This is a genomic window from Candidatus Nitrosomarinus catalina, from assembly GCF_002156965.1.
GTDB lineage: Archaea > Thermoproteota > Nitrososphaeria > Nitrososphaerales > Nitrosopumilaceae > Nitrosopumilus > Nitrosopumilus catalinensis.
Genome location: NZ_CP021324.1, coordinates 324022 through 346901 on the forward strand (window position 1 = coordinate 324022; position 22880 = coordinate 346901).

At 32.5% G+C, this 22880-nt stretch carries 26 protein-coding genes; 12 read left to right on the forward strand and 14 right to left on the reverse strand.

The genetic code is table 11. The annotated features are described in order from the left end of the window. Positions 1–25 precede the first annotated feature (25 nt). Entirely contained in the window at positions 26–751 is a 726-nt protein-coding gene (locus NMSP_RS01865; RefSeq protein ID WP_086907196.1) for an archaeal proteasome endopeptidase complex subunit alpha, read from the reverse strand. A gap of 135 nt (positions 752–886) precedes the next feature. On the opposite strand from NMSP_RS01865, the gene NMSP_RS01870 reads away from it, so the two are divergent. The 7 genes from NMSP_RS01870 (at position 887) to NMSP_RS01900 (ending at position 8248) form a co-directional block, all read left to right on the forward strand. Beyond that, the gene (locus tag NMSP_RS01870) at positions 887–2161 is read left to right on the forward strand and encodes a Glu/Leu/Phe/Val family dehydrogenase (protein ID WP_086907197.1); all 1275 of its coding nucleotides are present in this window, start codon (positions 887–889) and stop codon (positions 2159–2161) included. A 23-nt stretch (positions 2162–2184) separates the two neighbouring features. Next, positions 2185–2868, forward strand: coding sequence for a type 1 glutamine amidotransferase (locus NMSP_RS01875; protein WP_086907198.1), 684 nt, complete (start codon positions 2185–2187; stop codon positions 2866–2868). A 42-nt stretch (positions 2869–2910) separates the two neighbouring features. Beyond that, positions 2911–5028: a 3-hydroxypropionate--CoA ligase gene (locus tag NMSP_RS01880; protein WP_086908328.1), complete on the forward strand. Its 2118-nt coding sequence runs from the start codon at positions 2911–2913 to the stop codon at positions 5026–5028. Between the two features lie 36 nt (positions 5029–5064). Beyond that, complete coding sequence (locus NMSP_RS01885) at positions 5065–5826, forward strand: enoyl-CoA hydratase/isomerase family protein (RefSeq protein WP_086907199.1); 762 nt, start codon at positions 5065–5067, stop codon at positions 5824–5826. A 106-nt stretch (positions 5827–5932) separates the two neighbouring features. After that, positions 5933–6283, forward strand: coding sequence for an iron-sulfur cluster insertion protein ErpA (erpA, locus tag NMSP_RS01890; RefSeq protein ID WP_086907200.1), 351 nt, complete (start codon positions 5933–5935; stop codon positions 6281–6283). A gap of 130 nt (positions 6284–6413) precedes the next feature. Further along, positions 6414–7556, forward strand: coding sequence for a DNA primase DnaG (gene dnaG, locus NMSP_RS01895; RefSeq protein WP_086907201.1), 1143 nt, complete (start codon positions 6414–6416; stop codon positions 7554–7556). 8 nt (positions 7557–7564) lie between these two features. Next, positions 7565–8248: a DUF120 domain-containing protein gene (locus NMSP_RS01900; protein ID WP_086907202.1), complete on the forward strand. Its 684-nt coding sequence runs from the start codon at positions 7565–7567 to the stop codon at positions 8246–8248. On the opposite strand, the gene NMSP_RS01905 is transcribed toward NMSP_RS01900, so the two are convergent. The 10 genes from NMSP_RS01905 to argC form a co-directional block, all read right to left on the reverse strand. Further along, the gene (locus tag NMSP_RS01905; RefSeq protein WP_086908329.1) at positions 8245–8862 is read right to left on the reverse strand and encodes an FAD synthase family protein; all 618 of its coding nucleotides are present in this window, start codon (positions 8860–8862) and stop codon (positions 8245–8247) included. The genes NMSP_RS01900 and NMSP_RS01905 overlap by 4 nt on opposite strands. Before the next feature lie 43 nt (positions 8863–8905). Further along, entirely contained in the window at positions 8906–9943 is a 1038-nt protein-coding gene (dph5, locus tag NMSP_RS01910; RefSeq protein ID WP_086907203.1) for a diphthine synthase, read from the reverse strand. After that, the gene (locus NMSP_RS01915; RefSeq protein WP_086907204.1) at positions 9943–11070 is read right to left on the reverse strand and encodes a M20/M25/M40 family metallo-hydrolase; all 1128 of its coding nucleotides are present in this window, start codon (positions 11068–11070) and stop codon (positions 9943–9945) included. The genes dph5 and NMSP_RS01915 overlap by 1 nt, the downstream gene beginning before the upstream one ends. A gap of 2 nt (positions 11071–11072) precedes the next feature. Further along, complete coding sequence (lysX, locus tag NMSP_RS01920) at positions 11073–11915, reverse strand: lysine biosynthesis protein LysX (protein ID WP_086907205.1); 843 nt, start codon at positions 11913–11915, stop codon at positions 11073–11075. Continuing rightward, positions 11912–12079, reverse strand: coding sequence for an alpha-aminoadipate/glutamate carrier protein LysW (gene lysW/argW, locus NMSP_RS01925; protein ID WP_012215677.1), 168 nt, complete (start codon positions 12077–12079; stop codon positions 11912–11914). The genes lysX (NMSP_RS01920) and lysW/argW (NMSP_RS01925) overlap by 4 nt, the downstream gene beginning before the upstream one ends. A 22-nt stretch (positions 12080–12101) precedes the next feature. Then, positions 12102–13268, reverse strand: a complete 1167-nt coding sequence (locus NMSP_RS01930; protein ID WP_086907206.1) for a LeuA family protein — start codon at positions 13266–13268, stop codon at positions 12102–12104. Positions 13269–13384: 116 nt separating this feature from the next. After that, a complete protein-coding gene (locus NMSP_RS01935; protein ID WP_067958699.1) occupies positions 13385–13804 on the reverse strand; it encodes an Lrp/AsnC family transcriptional regulator in 420 nt (139 codons plus the stop codon). Then, positions 13797–14972 (reverse strand): aspartate aminotransferase family protein, encoded by a 1176-nt coding sequence (locus tag NMSP_RS01940; RefSeq protein ID WP_086907207.1) that lies wholly within the window; start codon positions 14970–14972, stop codon positions 13797–13799. The genes NMSP_RS01935 and NMSP_RS01940 overlap by 8 nt, the downstream gene beginning before the upstream one ends. Beyond that, a complete protein-coding gene (locus NMSP_RS01945) occupies positions 14965–15768 on the reverse strand; it encodes a [LysW]-aminoadipate/[LysW]-glutamate kinase (RefSeq protein WP_086907208.1) in 804 nt (267 codons plus the stop codon). Before NMSP_RS01945 ends, NMSP_RS01940 begins: the two co-directional genes overlap by 8 nt. Positions 15769–15770: 2 nt before the next feature. After that, the gene (gene argC / locus NMSP_RS01950) at positions 15771–16817 is read right to left on the reverse strand and encodes an N-acetyl-gamma-glutamyl-phosphate reductase (RefSeq protein WP_086907209.1); all 1047 of its coding nucleotides are present in this window, start codon (positions 16815–16817) and stop codon (positions 15771–15773) included. A 163-nt stretch (positions 16818–16980) separates the two neighbouring features. On the opposite strand from argC, the gene NMSP_RS01955 reads away from it, so the two are divergent. From NMSP_RS01955 to NMSP_RS01965, 3 genes are all read left to right on the forward strand, one after another. Beyond that, positions 16981–17925, forward strand: coding sequence for a deoxyhypusine synthase (locus tag NMSP_RS01955; RefSeq protein WP_086907210.1), 945 nt, complete (start codon positions 16981–16983; stop codon positions 17923–17925). 96 nt (positions 17926–18021) lie between these two features. Continuing rightward, positions 18022–18372, forward strand: a complete 351-nt coding sequence (locus tag NMSP_RS01960; protein WP_086907211.1) for a YnfA family protein — start codon at positions 18022–18024, stop codon at positions 18370–18372. After that, on the forward strand, positions 18369–18698 hold the full coding sequence (locus NMSP_RS01965) for a YnfA family protein (RefSeq protein WP_086907212.1): 330 nt from the start codon (positions 18369–18371) through the stop codon (positions 18696–18698). Before NMSP_RS01960 ends, NMSP_RS01965 begins: the two co-directional genes overlap by 4 nt. Positions 18699–18732: 34 nt before the next feature. Here NMSP_RS01965 and lysX (NMSP_RS01970) read toward each other — a convergent pair whose 3' ends face one another. Genes lysX (NMSP_RS01970) through NMSP_RS01980 form a run of 3 tightly spaced genes read right to left on the reverse strand, consistent with a single transcriptional unit; the run spans position 18733 to position 20953 of the window. Continuing rightward, positions 18733–19590 carry a lysine biosynthesis protein LysX gene (gene lysX / locus NMSP_RS01970; protein ID WP_086907213.1) on the reverse strand — a complete coding sequence of 286 codons (858 nt, stop codon included), beginning with the start codon at positions 19588–19590 and terminating at the stop codon, positions 18733–18735. Beyond that, positions 19590–19757: an alpha-aminoadipate/glutamate carrier protein LysW gene (gene lysW/argW, locus NMSP_RS01975; RefSeq protein ID WP_086907214.1), complete on the reverse strand. Its 168-nt coding sequence runs from the start codon at positions 19755–19757 to the stop codon at positions 19590–19592. Before lysW/argW (NMSP_RS01975) ends, lysX (NMSP_RS01970) begins: the two co-directional genes overlap by 1 nt. Further along, complete coding sequence (locus NMSP_RS01980) at positions 19754–20953, reverse strand: argininosuccinate synthase (protein WP_086907215.1); 1200 nt, start codon at positions 20951–20953, stop codon at positions 19754–19756. Before NMSP_RS01980 ends, lysW/argW (NMSP_RS01975) begins: the two co-directional genes overlap by 4 nt. Positions 20954–21086: 133 nt before the next feature. On the opposite strand from NMSP_RS01980, the gene NMSP_RS01985 reads away from it, so the two are divergent. Together NMSP_RS01985 and NMSP_RS01990 are read left to right on the forward strand one after the other, a co-directional pair. Next, complete coding sequence (locus NMSP_RS01985) at positions 21087–22112, forward strand: ABC transporter substrate-binding protein (protein WP_086907216.1); 1026 nt, start codon at positions 21087–21089, stop codon at positions 22110–22112. Next, on the forward strand, positions 22113–22877 hold the full coding sequence (locus tag NMSP_RS01990; RefSeq protein ID WP_086907217.1) for an ABC transporter ATP-binding protein: 765 nt from the start codon (positions 22113–22115) through the stop codon (positions 22875–22877). The last annotated feature ends 3 nt before the right edge of the window (positions 22878–22880 follow it).

The window sequence follows — 22880 nt, forward strand, 5'->3', positions numbered from 1 at the left end:
TGAATATTTTTCAAATCTAAAACTTCTATTCGTTTGAAAATTTGGATACATTTTTAGAATAATTTTCTAAATCTGCTTCTGAAACTTTTTCAAAAACTTTTGATTCTGATGAAACTTTGGCCATTTTGACATTCTTAATTTCATCTTTCACTTCATCTTTCAAATTTATACATGCAATAGCTAATGCTGCTGCATCTTCTAAACTCATATCTGGATTATAATTTTTTTCTAAAAATGAATTGACTTCATCTGCACCTGCACCAATTGCAACTGCTGTGAATTGTACATATGTTCCGCTAGGATCAATTACATAGATTGCTTCTCCTTTCTGATCAATTCCTGCAATAATCATTGAGACTCCATTTGGACGCACTCCTCCATATTGAGTAAATTGATGAGCTGTATCTGCTAAGTATTTTGAAACAGTAGCAATTTCTACTGATTCATCATATGTCATTCTATTTCCTTGTGAGAATGCTCTTGCATTATCCACTTGAACTCGTGCATCTGGAATATATCCTGCTGCTGCAACTCCAATATGATAATCTACTTGGAAAATTTTCTGTGTAATATTTTTAGTTTGTAAAGTTCTTGCTTTTTCTTCTACTGCCATGATTACACCTTGTTTGGTACTGATGCCAATAGCTAATGTCCCTCTTTTTACCGTCTCAATTGCATATTCGACTTGATAAATTCTACCATCGGGAGAATACATTGTTGGTGTCATGTCGTAACCGCGTGATGCCATCATGATAATACAACTTTATTCCCAGTCAATTTAAGGGTAATTATCTCTCAATTATTTTAGAATTTTTGAAAACCTAAAATCTGAATATAACATTTTAAACCAAACTTATATAATCTGAATTAGATTACTATCGTTATCATGGTAAAATCTGATCCATTTGCCAATGCAACTAAGCAAGTTAATGATGCTTGTGACATACTTGGAATTAATGATAAGGGAATTCGTGAATATCTTGCAATGCCAAATAAAATGTTGCGAGTTAAAATTCCTGTGAAAATGGATAATGGAAAAATTAGAGTATTTACTGGTTTTAGAAGTCAACACAATAACGATAGAGGTCCATACAAAGGAGGCATTCGTTATTTCAACCCTGAAGGTGGTGTTGAGTATATGGAAAGAGAAGTAATGGCATTATCTTCATGGATGACTTGGAAATGTGCAATTGTTGATGTTCCTTTAGGTGGAGGAAAAGGCGCTATTTACGTAAACCCAAAAACTGAAAAACTAAGTGATGGAGAAATGGAAAGATTGACTAGAGGTTTTGCTTACAAAATTGCAGAAATTATTGGACCTGAGAAAGATATTCCTGCACCTGATGTTTATACTACTGGTAGAGAAATGACACAAATTATGGATACATTTAGTAAATTAAATGGAAACAAATACTCTCCAGGTGTAATTACTGGAAAACCAATTCCTATGGGTGGTTCTTTAGCAAGAAATGTTGCTACTGGATTGGGTACAGCATATACTGTTAGAGAAGCTGCAAAAACTTTGAAAATAAAATTAAAAGGTGCAAAAGTAATTTTACAAGGATTTGGAAATGCTTCTACTTTTGCTGGTGAATATTTAGAAAAAATGGGTGCAGTTGTAGTTGGAGTCAGTGATTCCAAAGGTTCAATTTTAATTCCTAAAGGTGCCAAAGTAAGTAAAATTTTAGAACACAAAGAAAAAACTGGATCAGTTGTAGGATTTACTGGAAGCAAAAAAGTTTCAACTGAAGAATTACTAACTGCAAAATGTGAAATTTTAATTCCTGGAGCCTTAGAAAATCAAATAACTGCAAAAATTGCAGAAAAATTAAATTGTAAAATTATTGGTGAAGCCGCAAATGGACCAACATTACCTGAAGCAGATCCTGTAATTGAAAAGAAAAAAATTCTTGTAGTTCCTGATATTTTAGCAAATTCTGGTGGTGTTTGTATCTCCTATTTAGAATGGGTTCAAAACAATATGGGGTACTATTGGAGTTTTGATGAAGTTGCATCAAAGATGGAAAAAAATATCACACAAGGATTCAAAGATGCATATGCATTATCCAAAAAACACAAAGTTGACATGCGAAAAGCTACTATGGTTTTAGCTGTTGAACGTGTTCTAGAAGCATTTAATCATAAAGGCATTTGGCCATAGTTTGATTATTTTTAATTTTTATAATGTCTGATGTTTTATTAGTACAAAATACTAGAATTGAGGGCTCAGGACATTTAGGTCAATTATTGTCTGATGATGGATTTGATATTACATCAGTTCATGCAAAACATGAAGAAATTCCTAAAAAACATTTTTCATTTGCAGTAATCTTGGGAGCTCCAGAAAGTGCAAATGATGATTTTCCATATTTAATTGAGGAGCAAAAATTAATTCAAAATTATGTTGAAAATTCAATTCCTGTTTTGGGAATTTGTTTGGGTTCTCAATTAATTGCAAAAAGTTTTGGATCTTCTGTATATAGGGGTTCAATTACTGAAATTGGATTTTATGATGATTTAACTATTACAAGTAATTCTAAATTATTTGATGGATTTAACAATCCTTTTTCAGTATTTCATTGGCATGGGGATACTTTTGATTTACCTTCAGGTGCTACTAGATTGGCCTCATCTGAAAATTATCAAAATCAAGCATTTCAATACAAAAGTGCAATTGGTCTCCAATTTCATCTTGAAGTAAATGAACAAATGGTGAATCTTTGGTTAGACAAAACCGAAGAAAAATTGCATAAAATCCCTCACATAGATCCACAACAAATTCGTTTAGATATTGATCGAAATATTTCCACTGTTAAATCTAACATGGGAACTTTTTACAAAAATTTTAAATCACAATTTTCGCTTTGACCAAAGTTTAATATATTGAGTTTTGATTTCATCGATCGACTAATGACTGCTGTCAAGAAAATTTTTGATGAAACTATTCAAACCGATCATAAAGTTATCACTGAAGAATTATCAAAATCTATTCTCAAAACTTATGGTGTTAAAGTACCACCTTATGCTTTAGTTACATCAGCTGATGAGGCAGCAAAACAAGCAAAGAAAATTGGTTTCCCACTTGTTATGAAAGTAGTTTCTCCACAAATTTTACACAAAACAGATGTTGGTGGAGTTAAAGTTGGACTCGACAATGTTGCTGATGTTAAAAAAACATTCACTGACATGTTTGGTCGTTTATCTAAAAAGAAAGGAGTTGATGTTAAAGGAATTCTTTTGGAAAAAATGGTTCCAAAAGGTATTGAACTAATTGTAGGTATTCAAAACGATTCTCAATTTGGCCCAATCATAATGGTCGGAATGGGAGGTATCATGACAGAAGTAATGAAAGATGTTGCATTTAGAATGCTTCCAATTACAACTTCTGATGCAAAATCCATGTTAAATGAATTAAAGGGCTCCAAACTTCTCAAAGGTTTCCGAGGAAGTGAGCCAATTGATACTAATCTAGTTGCAAAAATGTTAGTAGATATTGGAAAATTGGGTGTTGAGAATGCAGATTACGTTAACAGTATTGACTTTAACCCCGTAATTGTTTATCCAAAATCTCATTTTGTAGTTGATGCAAAAATTATTCTAAATAAAGAGAAAAAGAAAAATTCTATCTCAAAGGAAAAACCAAACATTACCGATATGGAGACTTTCTTTACTCCAAAATCTGTAGCACTTGTTGGTGCATCTGCAACCCCTGGCAAAATTGGAAATTCAATTTTAGATAGTTTAGTAAATTATGATTTCAAAGGAAAGGTATATCCAATTAATCCAAAGGCTGATGAAATCTTTGGACAAAAATGTTATCCTTCAGTTGCAGATATTCCCGGAAATGTTGATCTTGTTGTAGTTTCAGTAGATTTGTCAATGACTCCTCCAGTTTTAGAGGACTGTGCAAAGAAAGGTGTTCATAGTGTTGTAATTGTTTCTGGTGGAGGAAAAGAACTTGGTGGAGAAAGAGCAGATTATGAAGCAGAAGTTGCACGTTTATCTAAAAAACATAAAATCCGAATTATTGGTCCTAACTGTATTGGAATGTTCAATGCTGCAAATAGACTTGATTGTGCATTCCAAGGACAAGAAAGAATGTTACGTTCAAAATTAGGTCCTGTTGCATTCTTCTCCCAAAGTGGTACCATGGGAATCAGTATGTTAGAATCTGCTGATGTATTTGGATTGTCAAAAATGATTAGTTTTGGTAACCGTTCTGATGTTGATGAAGCAGATATGATTTGGTATGCTGCAAATGATCCTCAAACCAAAGTAATTGGATTATACGTTGAAGGATTTGGTGATGGTAGAAAATTCATTAATGTTGCAAAACGTGTAATGAAAGAAAAAAAGAAACCAATTGTAATTTGGAAGAGTGGTAGAACTGCTGCTGGTGCAAAACAAGCTGCATCTCATACAGGCTCACTTGGTGGTTCAAATGCAATTATTATGGGTGCATTCAAACAAGCAGGAATTATTTCAGTTGAAAGTTATCAAGAATTGGCAGGTGTACTAAAGGCATTAGCATGGCAACCTTCTGCAAAAGGCAATAAAGTTGCAATGACTAGTAATGGTGCTGGCCCAATGATTGGTGGAATTGATCAACTAGAAAAATTCGATCTTACTATTGGAAAATTATCTCCTCAAGGTGTCAAGAAATTAAAGGCACACTTCCCACCTGCTGTACCGATTCATAATGGTAATCCTGCAGATGTTGGTGGCGGTGCAACTGCAGAAGATTATAGATTTGTAATTCAACAATTTATGGATGAAAAGAATATTGATATTGCAATGCCTTGGTTTGTATTCCAAGATGATCCGCTTGAAGAAACAATTGTTGAACATTTAGCTGCTTTCCAAAAGAAATCAAAGAAACCATTATTGTGTGGAGGTAACGGTGGCCCTTACACCGAAAAGATGATTAAATTAATTGAAAAACATAATGTTCCAGTTTACCAAGACCTCAGAACTTGGGTGGCAGCAGCATCTGCACTCAAACAATGGGGAAAAATTTCTAAAAAATAGATAACATTTAATTCTCGCATATCTTGACAAATTTTCATGTCACTAGTTACCACATCTACTTCTGATGGCATTTGTACTGTCAAAATCAACAGACCTGACAAACTCAATGCAATGAATACTGATGTTGCAAAAGAACTAATCAAAACTTTTGAAACTCTGAACCATGACGATAATGTCAAAGTTATCGTTTTGACTGGTGAAGGTGAAAAAGCATTTTCTGCAGGAGCTGACATTGAATATATGTCAAAAATTTCTGCAGATGAATCTGTCGAATATGCAAAAACTGGACAACTTGTTACTGCAACTGTAGAGTTGGTTAAACAACCAACAATTGCAGCAATCAATGGATTTGCATTAGGTGGAGGTTGTGAACTTGCAATGTCTTGTGATATTCGAATTGCAGCTGATACTGCCAGATTAGGCCAACCAGAAGTAACAATCGGAATCCCTCCTGGATGGGGTGGAACACAAAGATTAATGAGAATTGTGGGAATAGCAAAGGCAAAAGAACTTGTCTATACTGGAAAAATGATCAAAGCTGATGAGGCAAAAGAAATTGGTTTAGTTAACCAAGTAGTACCTCTTGCATCTTTACAAGAAGAAGCTTTGAAAATGGCACAACAAATTGCTGGATGTTCAACAATGGGTGTTCAGATGTCTAAAGTCGCAATCAATAAAGGAAGAAACGCAGATCTTGATACTGGTCTTTCTATTGAACTCCTTGCTTGGAGAAATTGCTTTACACATCCTGATCGTGAAGAAAGAATGACTGCATTTGTAAATAAATCCAAGAAATAAGCTATTTCAATCTCTTTTTATTTTTATTATATTTTGAGCCTATCTTAATTACTAGTGTGTTGCAGGGGAAAAGATTATTATAATTTAAAATTGATTTTTGATCATAATGGCAACTGAACAAACACAAAAAATGGTTACAGTTACTGCAAAAGCAGCTGAGAAAATTCATGAATTCATGAAAGAAGAAGCCGAATCACCTGAATACTTACGAGTATATGTTCAAGGTGGTGGTTGTTCTGGATTATCTTATGGAATGGGCTTTGAAAAAGCACCAGAAGAAGATGATTTGGTTCTTGAAGAAAATGGAGTTAAACTCTTAGTTGACAGTTACAGTGTCGATCATTTACAAGGTGCAAACGTTGACTATATTGAAAGCCTAATGGGATCTGGATTTAAAATTAATAATCCAAATGTTACAAAATCCTGTTCATGTGGTCACTCATTTAGTACTGAATAAACTAGTATCATTATTTTCATTTTTTAATATCTTTAGCGTATGCTATATTGAAAATTTTCTCTATTTTGCGATACCCTCATATATCCTAGTTTGGAAATGAGGATATAATGATAAAGGAGATGAAGAATTTATGCCTCAATCAGGAATTGTCAAATATCACGTTAAACTTTCCTATGAAGTTGATGGACTCGTTGAAAGAGCAGATATAATCGGAGCCATCTTTGGCCAAACAGAAGGACTGTTGGGCCCAGAGATGAATTTGAATGAACTGCAACGAGTTTCTAAAGTAGGACGTATTGAAGTTATTGCAAAATCAACAGCTAATACTACAAATGGTAATGCTGTTATTCCAATGAGTACTGATATTGATACTTGTGCATTAATTGCAGCTGGTATCGAAAGTATTGATAAGGTTGGTCCTTTTGATTGTAAATTTACTTTAGATGCAATTGATGATGTACGTGCAGCAAAGAAAGATGATATTGTAAAACGTGCAAAAGAAATCAAACAAAAATGGGCAACTAAAACAGTTAGTGAAGGTGAAACTATGTTAAATGACGTTCACCAAGGTGATTCTGGAAAATTATCAAGTTATGGACCATCTAAATTAACTTGTAGTTCTGGAGTCTTTGATTCCAATTGGATTATTTTAGTTGAAGGTAGAGCTGATGTGATTAATCTTTTGAGAGCTGGATATGATAATGTTCTTGCAATTGAAGGTGCAAAAATTGATGAGTCAATTAAAGAATTATGTTCAGAAAAAGATACTGTTGTTGCATTTATTGATGGTGATAGAGCAGGTGGTTTTATTCTCAAAGAATTAAAATCTGTTGTAACTCTAGATTATGAATTACAAGCTGACACTGGTGTTGAAGTTGAAGAATTAACTCCTCAAAGATTAGACGAAATTTTACAACCAATTGCCGATGAAATTAAAAATGGTAAACCTTCCCCCGCATTAAAAAGTGAGGATGATAAATCTATTGCAGATGTTGCTTCAAAAATTTTCCCAAATCTTAATGAAACTTTAGAAGCAGTTGCATTAGATAGTGATCAAAATGAAATCTTCAAAGTTCCAATTAGTGAAGTAGTAAGCAAATTATCCTCTCAATCTGGCATCAAATATCTTCTATTGGATGGAATAATCACCAAGAGATTATTAGAAGGTGCTAAAAATGCTGGAATTGAATGTGTTATTGGACATAGAGTTGCAAAATTAACTAACTCTGATGGCATGACACTAAAAACATTCGCTGATTTAGGCGTATCTTAGGATTTTAGATGACTGAACTAAAAATTCAGCACCTCTTAACTCTCTCTTATCTGTTATCTAAAGGAGCAAAGTACAATTATGTTACAATAACGACTTCTGCATTAGGAAAAAATATCCATAAATCACAACAAGCTGCCTCAAAACATTTGTTAGAATTAGAACAAAACAAATTCATCTCTCGAATAATTAGTGGAAGAAATCTATCTGTAAAAATTACTAACAAAGGGTATTCTGAGATTGTGAAATTATCTTCTATGTTGCAAAAAAGTTTGGATTCTTACCCTTCCGTTGTTAATCTTCAAGGAACTTTAGTTTCAGGAATGGGTGAAGGTGCTTACTATATGGGATTGAAAGGATATACAAAACAGTTTAAATCTAAAATTGGATATGTTCCATTTCCTGGAACTCTAAATGTTCGTTTAGACAAAAAAATTCATCAGGAAGCAATGAAACAATTTGAAACTCTGGATGGAGTTAAAATCAAAAGTTTTTCTGATGGAAAGCGAACATATGGTTGGGTAAAGTGTTTTTCTGCTAAATTAAATAATTCAATTAAATGTCAACTAATTATTCTTGAACGAACTCATCATGATGAATCCGTAATTGAATTAATTTCCAAAACCTGTATTCGTAAAAACACTAAATTGAAAGATGGTTCAAAGATTTCAATAAAGATTGAAATAGATTCTTAGATTCCGTGAATTGATTCCCCGTATTCCTTTTCTATTTTAGAACTAGAGCTTTCTGGAATAGGTGATTGCAATCTGGCAACTTTTGCATCTAACTTGATTTTTTTACATCCTTCTGTAATGAATTGTTCTTGATGAACTTGATCATATCCTAATGCAATAATTTGTGGTTTAACTAAATTAACTGTTTTAAAAATATCATTTTCTTGTCCAATTAAACATAAATCTACTACAGATAATGAATTAACTAATTCTTGTCTTTGTTCCTGACTGTGAATGGGTCTTCTTTTTTTCATTTTTACAGCTGTATTGTCTGTGGCTACAACCACAACTAAGACATCTCCCAATGCCTTAGCTGCATTTAATGTAGAAATATGGCCTGGATGTATGATGTCAAATACTCCTCCTGCTAATACTACTCGTAATGACTCCCTGCCCATTTCAGTTAATGTCATTTCATCTTGATTAACTAAATTATCTTGGGTTAGTTTTTCCATTTTTTCAGAAATTTGTTTTTCTGAAATCATATTATTTTGTAAAATTTTCTCTATGGGATTTTCTCCTGTAATCTCACTTAGATATAATGTTGATAAGATCTTATTTTCAATTTGTTTCAATGTTTTTTTACCTTTTGACCTACTCTTTAATTTATTGATAATATTACATTTTAAATTCAAGGCCTTTTGCTAATCTTAGTGCATCTACTAACCCATCAGCATACCCAATGCTTAAAATCGCATTCTCATCTCGACCTTCACCTAGAAATATCTCTGCATCCTTAATGTATCGTTCAGCATTATCCAAAATTATTTCAAATTCTTTTTGATTTTTATAAAGCGGTTCAATTTCTTCTAGTGCTTCTCTAACCATTGGCACATATTTTTTCATCATTTGATTTGAAATTTTTTCTGTTTTTTCAGAATTATCAAATGGTTCATCAATACATTTTCCAAATAATTTTAATGCATCTGATTCTGTAAAATGTAATCTACCTGGAATGATGATTGTATGTGGTGGTTTTCCAAAATCTGTTTCTTTCAAACTAGATATTTTTCCACAAACAATTGCTTGATCTTTAAAACCTATTCTTGATGCAATAATTACATAATTTGATTCTGTAATCACATTTCTTGTTTGACCTTGCTCAGTTTCCAATAACCCTTTTAATGCATCCTTAGGATCCAAGAAAAATTTTTTGTCTTGATTATATTCTAACAAAAGTACTGTGTGATTACCTTCAATCAAATTTTTATAAATTACATAATATGGTGTTGTAAGTGATTTCATTTCACTCATTATTGTTGCAATTCTTCCAATTTTGTAAAAATGTAAACCACATTCTCCAATCATTGATGTCAATGATGATGAAGCATGGATTGAATGTGTTTTAATTTTATTTTCAATTGCTCTTGCTCTTAATTCGATATGTGTTGTTGCAATGTATGGATCCCCGTATGCTAATAAAACCACGTTTTTTTCTTTTGACATTTCTAAAATTTCATTTCCATCTTCAACTAACCATCTTTTAGCCAGCTTGAATTCACCTTTGATTGAATCTTGAATTTTTTTTAAATCTGATTCGCTAATGGGACTAGTAAATTGTTCTAAATACACAATGTCTGCAGTTGAAATTGTTTCTAATCCTTCAATAGGGATTGATTCAAACCCTGATATTCCTAAACCTACAAACGATAACATTATTGCAATTTTTTATCATGTAGCCTTTTTAAATGCTGTAGAGTAGCTTTGAAAATTTCTATTCCTTTAAGATATTCCTCAATCGAAACTTTTTCATCAATTGTATGTGCTTCGTGAGGATCTCCTGGACCATATGTTACAACTGGAATTTCCCACTGATTTCCTAAAACATTCATGTCTCCAGTACCTGTTTTTCGAATTAATGTTGGTCTTGATTTCTCCACTTGCATAATTCCTAAAGTAAATGCTCTTACTAATGATGAATTATGAGGTGCTTCAAATGGTTCAGTCTCATCTAAAATTGAATAAAATGCATCTACTTCTCTTTCTTGAGAGATTTCTTTAACTAGTGTTGCAATTTTTTGTTCAATGCTTTTACAATTCATATCTACTGGAATTCTGATGTCAAAAAGAGTTTCACATTCTTTGGGGGTAATATTATGACTTGTTCCTCCTTTAATTTCTGTCATTGTTGCTGTTAACAACATTCCTTTTGTCTTATCTTCTTGATTAGCTTCTAGTTTTTCTTTTAATTTTTTAACAAATATCATTGATTCTTCAATTGCGTTTTTTGAAAGCCATGGCGCACTAGCATGAGAACTATCTGCAGCACTAATTTTTAGTTTGATTGCTAATCTTCCTTTGTAAGCAATTGTCACTTGTTTGATTCCACTTGGTTCTCCAAATACTGCATAATCTATATCCATTTTCTTTTTTACAATATTTTTAATTCCTACTGCATTTCCTTCTTCGTCCACAGCTCCTACAAAAGTAACAGTCCCTTGATTTTTTTCAATTGATGCAGCTGCAAAAAGCATTGCCATTAATGGTGCTTTGGCATCAGAAGCACCGCGACCATAAAGTGAATCTCCTTCTTTTCTGACTTTAACTTTTCCTGGAACTACATCCATATGTCCACATAACATGATTTTTGGTGAACCTGAACCTTTCTTTGCAATAATGTTCCCAACTTCATCAATTTGTATATCTTCAAATCCTAAATCATCGCATTTATCAGCTAAAAATTCTGCCATTGGTCTTTCACTAAGTGATGGTGTGTATAGTCGAAGTGCTTTTTCCAGCATTTTTGTTGCAAATTTTGGTGTTACCGTGAAATGGGTGTTCAACTTTATCGTTCTACTTTCATTGCGTAATCCAGCATTAGAGAAGGTATGTCTACGTCACATACTCTTACAGTGTTTTTGTATTCTGTTGTATTGTTAACTTCATGAACCACTAACCCTTTTTCTTCACTTTCCATTAAATCTACACCTACAATATCTCCTTGTACAGCTTGTTTTGCTTTGATACACATTTCTTCCATTTCTTGTGTAACTTTGCATGGTTCAGCAATTCCACCTAATGCCATGTTTGTTTTCCAATGTTCTGATTTTCTATATATTGCAGCAACTATTTTGTCTCCTACCATAATAGCTCTGATATCTCTTGGAGGTCTTTTTACAAATTCTTCTAAATAATGAATTTGGTAAATTGGATACATAGTTTCTCTACTTTCAATAATTCCTTCTGCTGAATCTTTGTCATTTAGTTTTGAAATTAACCTGCCCCAACTACCGACTGTTGGTTTTATAACTTTTGGATATCCATCTGTTTCTAATGCTTGAATAGCTGCATCCTTTGAAAATGCCACTGTTGCATCTGGTGTTGGAACACCTGATTTTTTTAGTAACATATGTGTGAATAATTTATTTCCTGCAAAAACTCCTGTGTTTAAACAATTGATTACTTTAACTCCCATTCCTTCAAGAGCTGCTGTTGAATGTAAATTTCTGTAATAACTCACACATCGTTGAATAACTACTCCGTAATCTTCGGGTTTTTTTTCTAAATCTAAAGCAAGTTTTTTACAATCAACCATCTGTATGTTGATGTCCTTTTTTTTACCTGCTTCTAGTAGAGCTTTTTCTTCCCAACGTATGGAATCGTAAAGAATTGTAACATCAGGATTCACTGGCCCCAATCCTCGCCAACTGTTTGAGCAGGCTTTAGATCAAAACCATCTGAACCTTTTGCTAATTCAAAACTTGCGCCACATTCGGGACATGTTACAATTTCTCCTTCAAGTGCATCACTTGGTATTGAGATATCTGCATCACATTCTTCACATTTTGACATAATTCTTATTCATTTCTCCTCTTTATTTATCTTCAATAATCTTTTTTTCGAGTCTATCTTCAAGTGGGATTTCTATTAGATCTCCCATTCTGAGATTTTTTAGCCCTGATGCAACTGCTTTTGCACCTATGTCGTCTTTTTCTAATCCTAATAATGACATCAAATAAGCTGCACCTGTTTTTCCTGCTAATTCTCCAAATACAATTCGTCTCCTATTTCCTACAGCTCTTGGTGGAATTGGCTCATATGCTGCTGGATTGCGTAGAATTGCTGCAAGGTGTGTGCCTGCTTTGTGTTTGTATGCAGCTGAACCAACAATTGGTTTTGAATCATACGGTTTGATTTCTGTATAATCTTCAATTAGTTTTGATAAATCCAATAGCATATCTAATCTAAAATCATTTGGTGATTTATACAAGTAAGTCAATGCTACTGCTACTTCTGCAAGTGGTGGAATTCCTGTTCTTTCACCAATTCCATCAATAGTTGTATGAATTTGATCAACACCTGCATCACAAGCTGAAAATGCATTTGCAACAGCAAATCCTATATCATTATGTACATGTGCATCTAATGGTACATCTACTACTTCTCTAACTTTCTTTACAAAGTTAAACATTCCAATTGGACGTAAAATTCCTACTGTATCTGGTAGACTTATTCTATCTACTCCTGCTTCTTCAATTGCTTTACAAACTTTAAGTAAAAATTCTGGTTCTGCTCTGCTACCATCTTCTACTGTAAATCTAATTTTTAATCCATGTGATTTTGCATATTCTACAGTTTCTACAGCTCTTTCTAATGCTTCTTCTCTTGATATTCGAAGTTTATCTTTAAGATGTATGTCTGATATTCCTAAATATGCTGCACACCATTTTGCATCACAATCTAATGAAACATCAATGTCTTGTTTAAGTGCACGACCATGTGAAACTATATCTGCTGTTAATCCTTGTTTGATAATTGTTTTAGTTGCTTCTTGATGATCTTTTGAGACTACTGGAGAAATTTCAATTTGATCAACTCCAAAATAATCTAACATCCATGCAATCTGAATTCTTTGTTTATTTGTAAATGAAACACCTGGATGTTGTTCACCTTCTCTTAATGTACTATCTAATACTCTAATTTTTTTTGGATTTTTTTCATATGCATTGTAGATATTTGCATAGTGATTCGGATCTTTCATTACTAAATTCGTTAAACAAAATTGATGATATAAACATATTCGTACTATTTTCGTTGGAAATATTTTTAATTGATCCTAAATTAGTTTTGAATTAAATTTTTGAAACGAAACTCGTTTTACGCAACTTTTCTTAAAATTATTACAGTATTGGTATCTACTACTCCAGAAATTTTTCTTAAAGCATCAATACTGTTATTAATTTCTGCAATACTTGAACCACTCATTATTGTTGTAATATCGTATTGTCCTGTTATTTCATAAACTGTTTTTACTCCTTCTAGTTTAGCAAGTTTTGCTGAAACTTTTGATGTGTCTGTAGCAGAATCGACTGATACTAAAACAATTGCACTTGTAACATTATCTTCTCCAATTTCAATTGTAAATTTACTAATTGTTTTACTGTCTACTAAATTTTTAACCCTTCGTCTAACTGCTGATTCTGAAAGTTTAAGTTTTTTCCCAATATCTACAAATGATTCTCTTGAATCCTCTTTAAGATATCCTATTATTTTTTCATCTATTTTATCCTTATACATTTCTCTTTTCTTCCTCTTTAGTTAATACAACATCTAAAGCATGTAAAACTTTTGTTACATCCTCTTCTTTAATTACTAAAGGTGGTAATATTCTGAGAATATTTCGTCCTGAGTACAACATTAAAACACCTTCTTCAATTAATCCCATCAAAATATCTTTTACTTCAAATTTCATTTCAACTCCAATCATTAGTCCTTTTCCTCTTACTTCTCTGATCATTGTGTGTTTTTCTTTTAATTTTTCCAACCCTTCTCTAAAAATTTCTCCCATTTTTTTGGAATTTTCAATTAAGCCATCTTCTGTTAATGATGTTAGTGCTGCAATTCCTGCTGCACAAGATATTGGATTACCTCCAAATGTTGATGAGTGTTCTCCTTTACTTATGGCAGCTAAAATACCTGGTTTAACTAATGTAGCACCCATTGGCACTCCTCCTGCAATTCCTTTTGCCAAACATAAGATATCTGGAACTGTATTCCAGTGTTCGCCAGCCCATAATCGTCCTGTTCTTCCTAATCCTGCTTGAATTTCGTCAAAAACTAATAAGATTCCTTTTTCATCACATAATTTTCTAACTTCTTGTAAAAATCCGTCTGGGGCAACTACAATACCACTTTCACCCTGAATTGGTTCTAAAATAATTAAAGCTGTATCTTCATCAATAGCAGAACGTAGCGAATCCATATCTCCAAATGATGCAAAAGTAACTTTTTCAACCAATGGTGCAAATGCTTTTCTATATTTTGGATTAAATGTTAATGACAATGCTCCAAATGATTTTCCATGATATGATCCTTTCATTGCAACCATTCCTTTCTTTCCAGTAAACTTTCTTGCAAATTTCATTGCAGCTTCAACGGCTTCTGCACCACTATTGTTTAGATGTACTTGTGTTAATCCTTCTGGAGCTATTTCGATAAGTTTTTTCAAAAATCCTTCTCGTGTTTTATTGTATAATGAACTATGTACTGTAATTATTTTATCAACTTGTTCTTTTATTGCTTTGTTAACTCTTTGATTTTGATGTCCAACTAATGCGACACCATATCCTCCCATACAATCGATATACTCTTTTCCTTCTATGTCCCATACATGTGCATCCACACCTTTTTCAATTGTAACTGGAAATCTCTGATAGAGATTACCCATATGTTGATCTTCACTCATGTTCAATCACCGTACAATTATCGTGTGCAATAGCTGTTGAAATAGGATTCTCTTTTTGACCATTTGCAATAAAAGCTTGTTTTACACCCATATCTAGTGCTTCAGTTGAAGCTAAAATCTTTTTTTCCATACCTGGACCTATTTTAGGTCTAATTTCTTTTGCTTCAGCTAATGTTAATTTTGGAACAACTTTATCTTCCATTAATAGTCCGTCTACGTTTGTTATGAATAATACTTTGTCACTTTTTACACTTCCAGCCACATATGCCGCAGCCCTGTCTCCATCTATGTTAAGAAATTCTGATTCCTCACTAATTGCAATTGGAGAAATAACTGGTGTTAGTCCTTTTTCTAATAATGATTTTATAAATTCTGAATTTACATTCTTAATTTTTCCTGTATATCCTCCATCAATTGCTTGTTTTCTGCCCTTTTCATTCATGATTATGAGTTTCTTTTTTCTGTCGGCTTCAATGACTCTCGCATCTACACCTGATAACCCAATTGCATTAATTCCATTTTTTTGAAGCATCTGGACAATTGTTTTATTAATTCTACCTGACATAACCATGGTAAAAATTTCCGCAGTTTCCTTGTCTGTATATCGACTTTTAATTCCACTCGGTGAAGTTACAAATTTAGGTTCTTTTCCCAATTGTTCACATACTTTTGTAACTTCTTTTCCTCCACCATGAACAATTATGATGCCTTCCGTTTCTGCAATTTTTTTAATGTCTGAAATTGTTGATTGATGTAAATCATCTACAACACTTCCGCCAATTTTAATCGTAATCATTTCTAAACCGGAGTTAATGGAGTATATCTTAATCCACTCATTTCATCAAAACCACACATAACATTCATGTTTTGAATTGCAGAACCTGCTGCACCTTTCATTAAATTATCTGATGCTGACAAAGCAATTAATCTATTATTATCTTCATCAAAATCAAATCCAATATCACAAAAGTTTGAACCTACTAAGAATTTTGGATCTGGGAATTTGTAAAGTCCTTTTTTATCTCTAATTAATCTGATAAATTTTTCATCACCATAAGCTTCACGATATATTTTCCATAATTCTTTTTGTTCCATATCTTTTTTCAAAAATGTGTGGTTTGTACATAAAATTCCTCTAACAACATCCACTGCATGTGGACTCATTGATACTTTGATTTTACTTCCTGCAATTTCACTTAACTCTTGTTCAATTTCACCTGTGTGTCTGTGTTTTGCTGGTTTGTATGGTCTGATTACTCCTGCACGCATTGCATGTGCTGTTCCTGAACCTGAACCTGCACCAGATGAACCAATTTTTGAATCTACAATTATGTGATCTGTATCAATGAGGTCATTTTTAATTAATGGTGCAAGTGCCAGTGTTGATGTTACTGCCATACATCCTGGACAAGAAACAAGTTGTGCTTTTTTAATTTCTTCTCTATGTAATTCTGGAACACCAAAAACTGACTTTTCTAAATAATCTGGATGTGGGTGTGTCCAACCATACCATTTATCATATGCTTCTTGATTATGTAATCTATAATCTGCACTTAAGTCGATTATCTTGATTCCTCTATCGTATAATGCTTTTACAATTTCTGTTGCAGTTCCATGGGGCACTGCTGTGAATACTACATCACAATTATCAGTTAATTTGTCGTAATCTAACTCCGAAAAGGTTAGATCTGTGAATCCTTTCAAACTAGGTTGAACTCTGTGTAGATATTCGCCAACATGTTGTCTTGAAGTTACTGTGGTGATCTCAACCTCAGGGTGGTTTACAAGAAGACGAAGTGTTTCTCCCCCTACATATCCTGATGCTCCTACAACTCCTACTTTCATGATAAATCTCATCAAAAGTAGTATAATTTATCTTGTTATATTGAACCTTGATTGTTGAATTTTTTTATTTAAACAGAGGCTATATCTGGAAATTTTTTAATCTTATTTCATAAAATTTCTATTTTTAAAATAAATTTATAGGAAGTCTGACAAATATGCTCTTATGGTTGAGATAGGTCGTCCTGTGAAAGATATTGAAATTGATTCAAATACTTCAATTGAAAAAATCTTTGAAGAATTATCCCAATCTGGTGGTTTTGAATCTGTGAATCTTTCAGATGGATTGGATATTTTAACCAAAATGATTTCTGATGAAAAATGTTTGAAATTTGTTTCATTTGTAGGTGCAGTTGTTTCAACCGGATTAAGAGGAATAATAAAAGATATGATCAAAAACAAATGGTTTGATGTGGCAATTACAACATGTGGTGCGTTAGATCATGATATTGCAAAACATTTCTCAAAATATCATGAAGGTTCATTCACAATGGATGATAATGAATTGGCTGATCAAAATATTCATCGATTAGGTAATGTCTTAGTACCCATGGATAACTATGGTCCACTTATTGAAGAAAAAATGCAATCATTTCTTGAAGAAGAATACAACAATGGTGTAAAAGAAATGTCAACTGCAGAAATTTGTAAAATGATTGGAAAACATATGGGTGAGGATTCTTTTCTTTACTGGGCATACAAAAATGACATTAGTGTAGTAGTACCTGGAATCATGGATGGTGCAGTTGGAAGTCAAATCTGGATGTTTACACAAAATCATAGTGATTTTAAATTAAATTTGGTTGGAGATGCAAATTTACTTTCAGGTTATATTTTCAAAGCAGAAAAATCTGGAGCATTTATGATTGGTGGTGGAATTTCAAAACATCATACTTTGTGGTGGAATCAATATCGAGAGGGATTAGATTATGCATTCTATATTACAACTGCACAAGAATTTGATGGTAGTTTAAGTGGAGCATTAGTTAGAGAGGCAATTTCATGGGGAAAGGTTACAAAAATTGCACGACAAGCTACATTGCATGCAGAAGTAACAACAATTTTGCCCTTCATTTATTCTGCATTATTATCAAAATTAAAAAAGAATTAATGATTTTTTATATTTTTTATTTTTGAATTTTTAAAGATTAATGATGTTTTTTAATGCAACTTTTTATTCTTACATTTGGAAATAATTGTAACTATTATGTTTCCTAAAACTATCTTAACTTCTATTTTTCTATTTGTAATTGCTGGATTGTTGGAAATTGGTGGTGGTTACCTTGTATGGTTGTGGTTAAGACATGACTTTAGTTGGATGTTGGGTGCATTAGGTGGATTTGTCTTATTTCTTTACGGTGTAGTTCCAACATTTCAAAAAACTCATTTTCATAGGATCTATGCTGCATACGGTGGCGTGTTTATTGTAATGTCTGTTTTTTGGGGATGGTTAATTGATGGAATAATCCCTGACCAATATGAAATAATTGGAACAATAATTGCGGTAATTGGAATTTTAATAATTTTCTATATTCCTAGAAAAGGAGAAAAAATTTGATTGACACAATAAGTTCTTTGGGACTTTTCTTTTTTGCAGCTTTATTGGAAATAACAGGTGGATATTTAATTTGGAGATGGTTAAAAAATCATCAAGGAAAAATTCTTGGATTAGTTGGGGGATTAATTTTATTTTCATATGGTATAATCATGACTTTTCAGCCTGAAAATTTTGGAAAAGTATATGCTGCATACGGTGGATTTTTTGTGATATCCTCTTTATTCTGGGGTTATTGGATAGATAAGAAAAAACCTGATAAATTTGAAATCATTGGTTCTGTTGTGGTCTTGATTGGTGTTGCAGTAATATTTTATTTTCCTAGATGATTTTATTTTTTAAAATATTTTATGTACATCTGAATTATTTTCTGGCATAATCTAAGGCAAATTCAATCATTTCTCTTGGTATGTTTCTTTTAGCAACTTTTGCTAATCCTTTGAATTCTACTGTATTATTTACTTCGTGAACTACTATTCCTTTTTCTTCATCTTCCATCATATCTATTCCTAAAATTCCTCCTCCCATAGCTTTTGATGCTTTAATTGCCATCTCTTCCATTTCTTTTGTAATCTCACAAATTTCAGGGTCTGCACCTAAAGCAATATTTGTTTTAAATCCACCTGATGATTTTCTATACATTCCTGCAATTGGTTGATCTCCTATTGTAATTATTCTGATATCTCTTGGAGGTCTTTTAACAACTTCTTGTAAATAATAAATTCTATCATGTGGACTATCCGTAATTTCTCTTACTTCTACAATTCCATCCATCGTGTCCTTATCTTTAATTGCCATTACTCCTCTTCCCCAACTACCAATTACTGGTTTGATAACTAATGGATATCCTACATTTTCTAAATTCTCAGATGCACTTTCACTTGAAAATGAAAAATATGTTTTAGGTGTTGGGATATTATTTTTTTTCAATAATAGTGTCATGAACATTTTGTTTCCACAAATACTTGCAACATCAAATTTGTTTAATACTGGAATATCTAAAAATTCTAAAGCTGATGTAAAATGAAGACCTCTGAAATAACTAACACATCTCTCTAAAACTACATCGCCTAAATCTAAATCCTCTTTTTTAGTATCTGTATTGATTTGTGTAATTTTGGCATCCAACATTTCTGTGGAATGTCCTAATTCGGCGGCTTCCTTTTGGAGCATTTTTTCTTCCGTTCTTAAACGGTCAAAAACAATGCTGATTTTTGACATTACTCTCCCCAGTCTTCGCCTACGCTTTCTGCTTCTTTGAGCTCAATGTTTGATCCTTCTTTTTTAGAAATCTCATAATCAGCTCCACAATCAGCACAAGAGACTATTTCTCCTACTGCGGCATCTTCTGGGATATTGAGTTTTGCGTCACATTCTGGACAGTTCATGTTTTTGATTTCCTTTTCTTTTGTAATTTATTAGCTTCCGTTGATTGGATTCCCCATAATTCAACGAATCCTTTGGCTAATCTTTGGTCAAATGTGGATTCTACCCCATAAGTGGCAATATCGTGACTGTACAATGAATTTTTTGATTTTCTTCCTACGACTCTTAAACTTCCTTTATATAATTTCAATTTGACAGTACCTGAAACTGGTTTTTGTGATTTTTCAATAAAACCATCTAGATCTGTTTTAAGTGGATCTTGCCAAAGTCCTGAATACACTAAATGAGACCATTCATCGTCAATAATTGATTTAAATTTATTTTCGTGTTTTGTATGTACCATTTTTTCTAAATCTGCATGTGCTTCAATTAGACAAGTAGCTGCCGGTGTTTCATAGACTTCACGTGATTTAATTCCCACAACTCTATCTTCAATATGATCTATTATTCCAACACCTGCTGCACCAGCTTTTTTGTTGATGTATTCAATTATTTTTTGAGAACCTTTTACTTTCCCATCCACTTCTATTGGTACTCCTTTATCGAATTTAATTTCTAGATAAGTTGGTTTATCTGGTAAGTCTTTTGTTTTAACCCAAATGAAAGCATCATCTGGTGGTTCGTTATATGGATCTTCTAAAACTCCTCCTTCAATTGCACGTCCCCATAAATTCTGATCAATACTAAATTTTTTAGCAACTGAATCAATTTCAATTCCGTGTTTATTTGCAAATTTTAATTCTGTATCTCTATCTAAATTTTTATCACGAATTGGTGCAATAATTGGAAGATCCGAACCTGAACGTAATGTAATATCAAAACGCACTTGATCATTTCCTTTACCTGAACAACCGTGTGCTAACGAAGTAACTTTTTCTTTTTTTGCAATCTCTAAAACTTTTTCTGCAATTAATGGTCTTGCAAGAGCTGTTGCTAAACAATATTTTTTTTGATAAAGTGCATTTGCTTTAATTGCTGGGAATATGTAATCATCAACAAATTCTTTTCTTGCATCGATATTGTAGTGTTTTTTAACTCCTAATTTTTTTGCTTTTGTTGCAATTTTTTTTGCATCATCCCCTTGACCTACATCCACAGTAACTGTGATTACTTCCATGTCGTGTTCTTCTTGCAAGTATTTCACAACAACTGATGTATCTAATCCTCCTGAGAATGCTAAAATTCCTTTTTGAGTCATAAAACAATATTTCCGTAGCATTTTGGAATTTATCTTTTGTGTTGTGCCCATTTTTCCATTTTTTTACAAAAAATTACGACTAGCTTGAGCTAAAATTCGATGATTATTTAACCGCCGAATATAACGCTGTTTTATGTCCGTTAAAATGATACTGTCAGTAGGCATTGCAGTAATTATACTAGGTTCTATTGCAGCAATCGTATTAAATTCAAATGAAAAATTAAATGAAAATAATCTAAGAATTGCATATTTTCCAAATGTTGGACATGTTATTCCTATTGTAGGAATTGAAAAAGGATTTTTCTTAGAAAAAATTGATTCTGATACTGAAATTGAAAGCAGAATTTTTGATAGTGGACCACAAGTAATTGAATCACTTTTTGCAAATTCTGTAGATATCGCATATGTTGGACCTGGACCTGCAATTAATGGATTCTTAAATTCTGAAAATAAAAATATTAAAATTTTATCTGGTGCTGCTAGTGGTGGTGCAAGTTTCATTGTACATCCTAATTCTGAAATAAATTCTGCATCTGACTTTGTTGGTAAAAAAATTGCTGCACCACAAATTGGAAATACTCAGGATGTTTCTTTGCGACATTATTTATCTGAAAATAATTTGAAACCCGCTGAAAAAGGTGGTTCTGTAGTAGTTTATAATATTTCAAATCCTGATATTTACACATTATTTGTTAAAGGTGAAATTGATGGTGCATGGGTTGCAGAACCTTGGGCAACAATTTTAGAAACTGAATTGGGTGGAAATAGATTATTTTTTGAAGAAGATTTATGGCCTAACAAACAATTTGCTTCAGTTTTACTAATTGTAAATTCTAATTATGCAGAAAAAAACCCAGAAATAATATCTAATTTTCTATTATCACATCAACAAACAGTAAATTGGATTAACAATAATCCTATTGAAACTAGAAATATTTTTAACAGTTTTTTAAAATCTCATTTGGGTCAATCTTTATCTGATAATGTTGTTGACATTTCATTGTCTAATCTTGAAATAACATCAGACCCTGTAAGTAATTCTGTTTATTCTTTTGCTGAAAAAGCTGATGCTTTAGGATATTTAGGAAGAAATGGATATGATTTATCTGAAATTTTTTACACTATTGATTCAAATTCTAACTATGGAGAGGATACATAGATGACCAAATTAGAGGCAAAAAATATTGTAAAATATTTCAGCCATGATTCTCATAAACTAACCGCACTAGGAGGTGTAAATTTAAAAATTGAATCTGGTGATTTTGTATGTTTAGTTGGACCTTCGGGATGTGGAAAATCTACTTTTTTACGTATAGTTGCTGGATTGGAAAAACCTGATGATGGTCAAATAATTTTTGATGGTCATCCTGTTAGTGAAACCGGACCTGAAAGAATCATGGTCTTTCAAGAAGGTGCATTGTTTCCTTGGTTGAAGGTTCAAGACAATGTTGAATTTGGATTGAAAATGGCTGGAATTTCTAAAGAAGAACGTGCAAAAATATCTCACAGATATCTTGATATGATGCAATTAACAAAGTTCGCAGATTCATATACTTATCAACTTTCAACTGGAATGAAACAACGTGTAGCTATTGCTAGAGCTCTTGTAATGGATCCTGATGTTTTACTTATGGATGAACCTTTTGCAGCTCTTGATGCACAAACTCGGGATTTGTTATTAGTTGAAATGCAATTAATTTGGGAAAAAACAAAAAAAACTATTTTATTTGTTACACATAATGTTGCAGAAGCTGCAGTTCTTGGAACCAAAGTTGCAGTATTTAGTAATAGACCATCTATAATTAAAAAAGAATTTAAAAATGATTTTCCTAGACCTAGAACAGCTGAAGATGAATCATTGACAAAATTTCAACAAGATATTTTACTAGAATTGCGACCTGAGGTAAAGAAAAACATCGAGTGATGA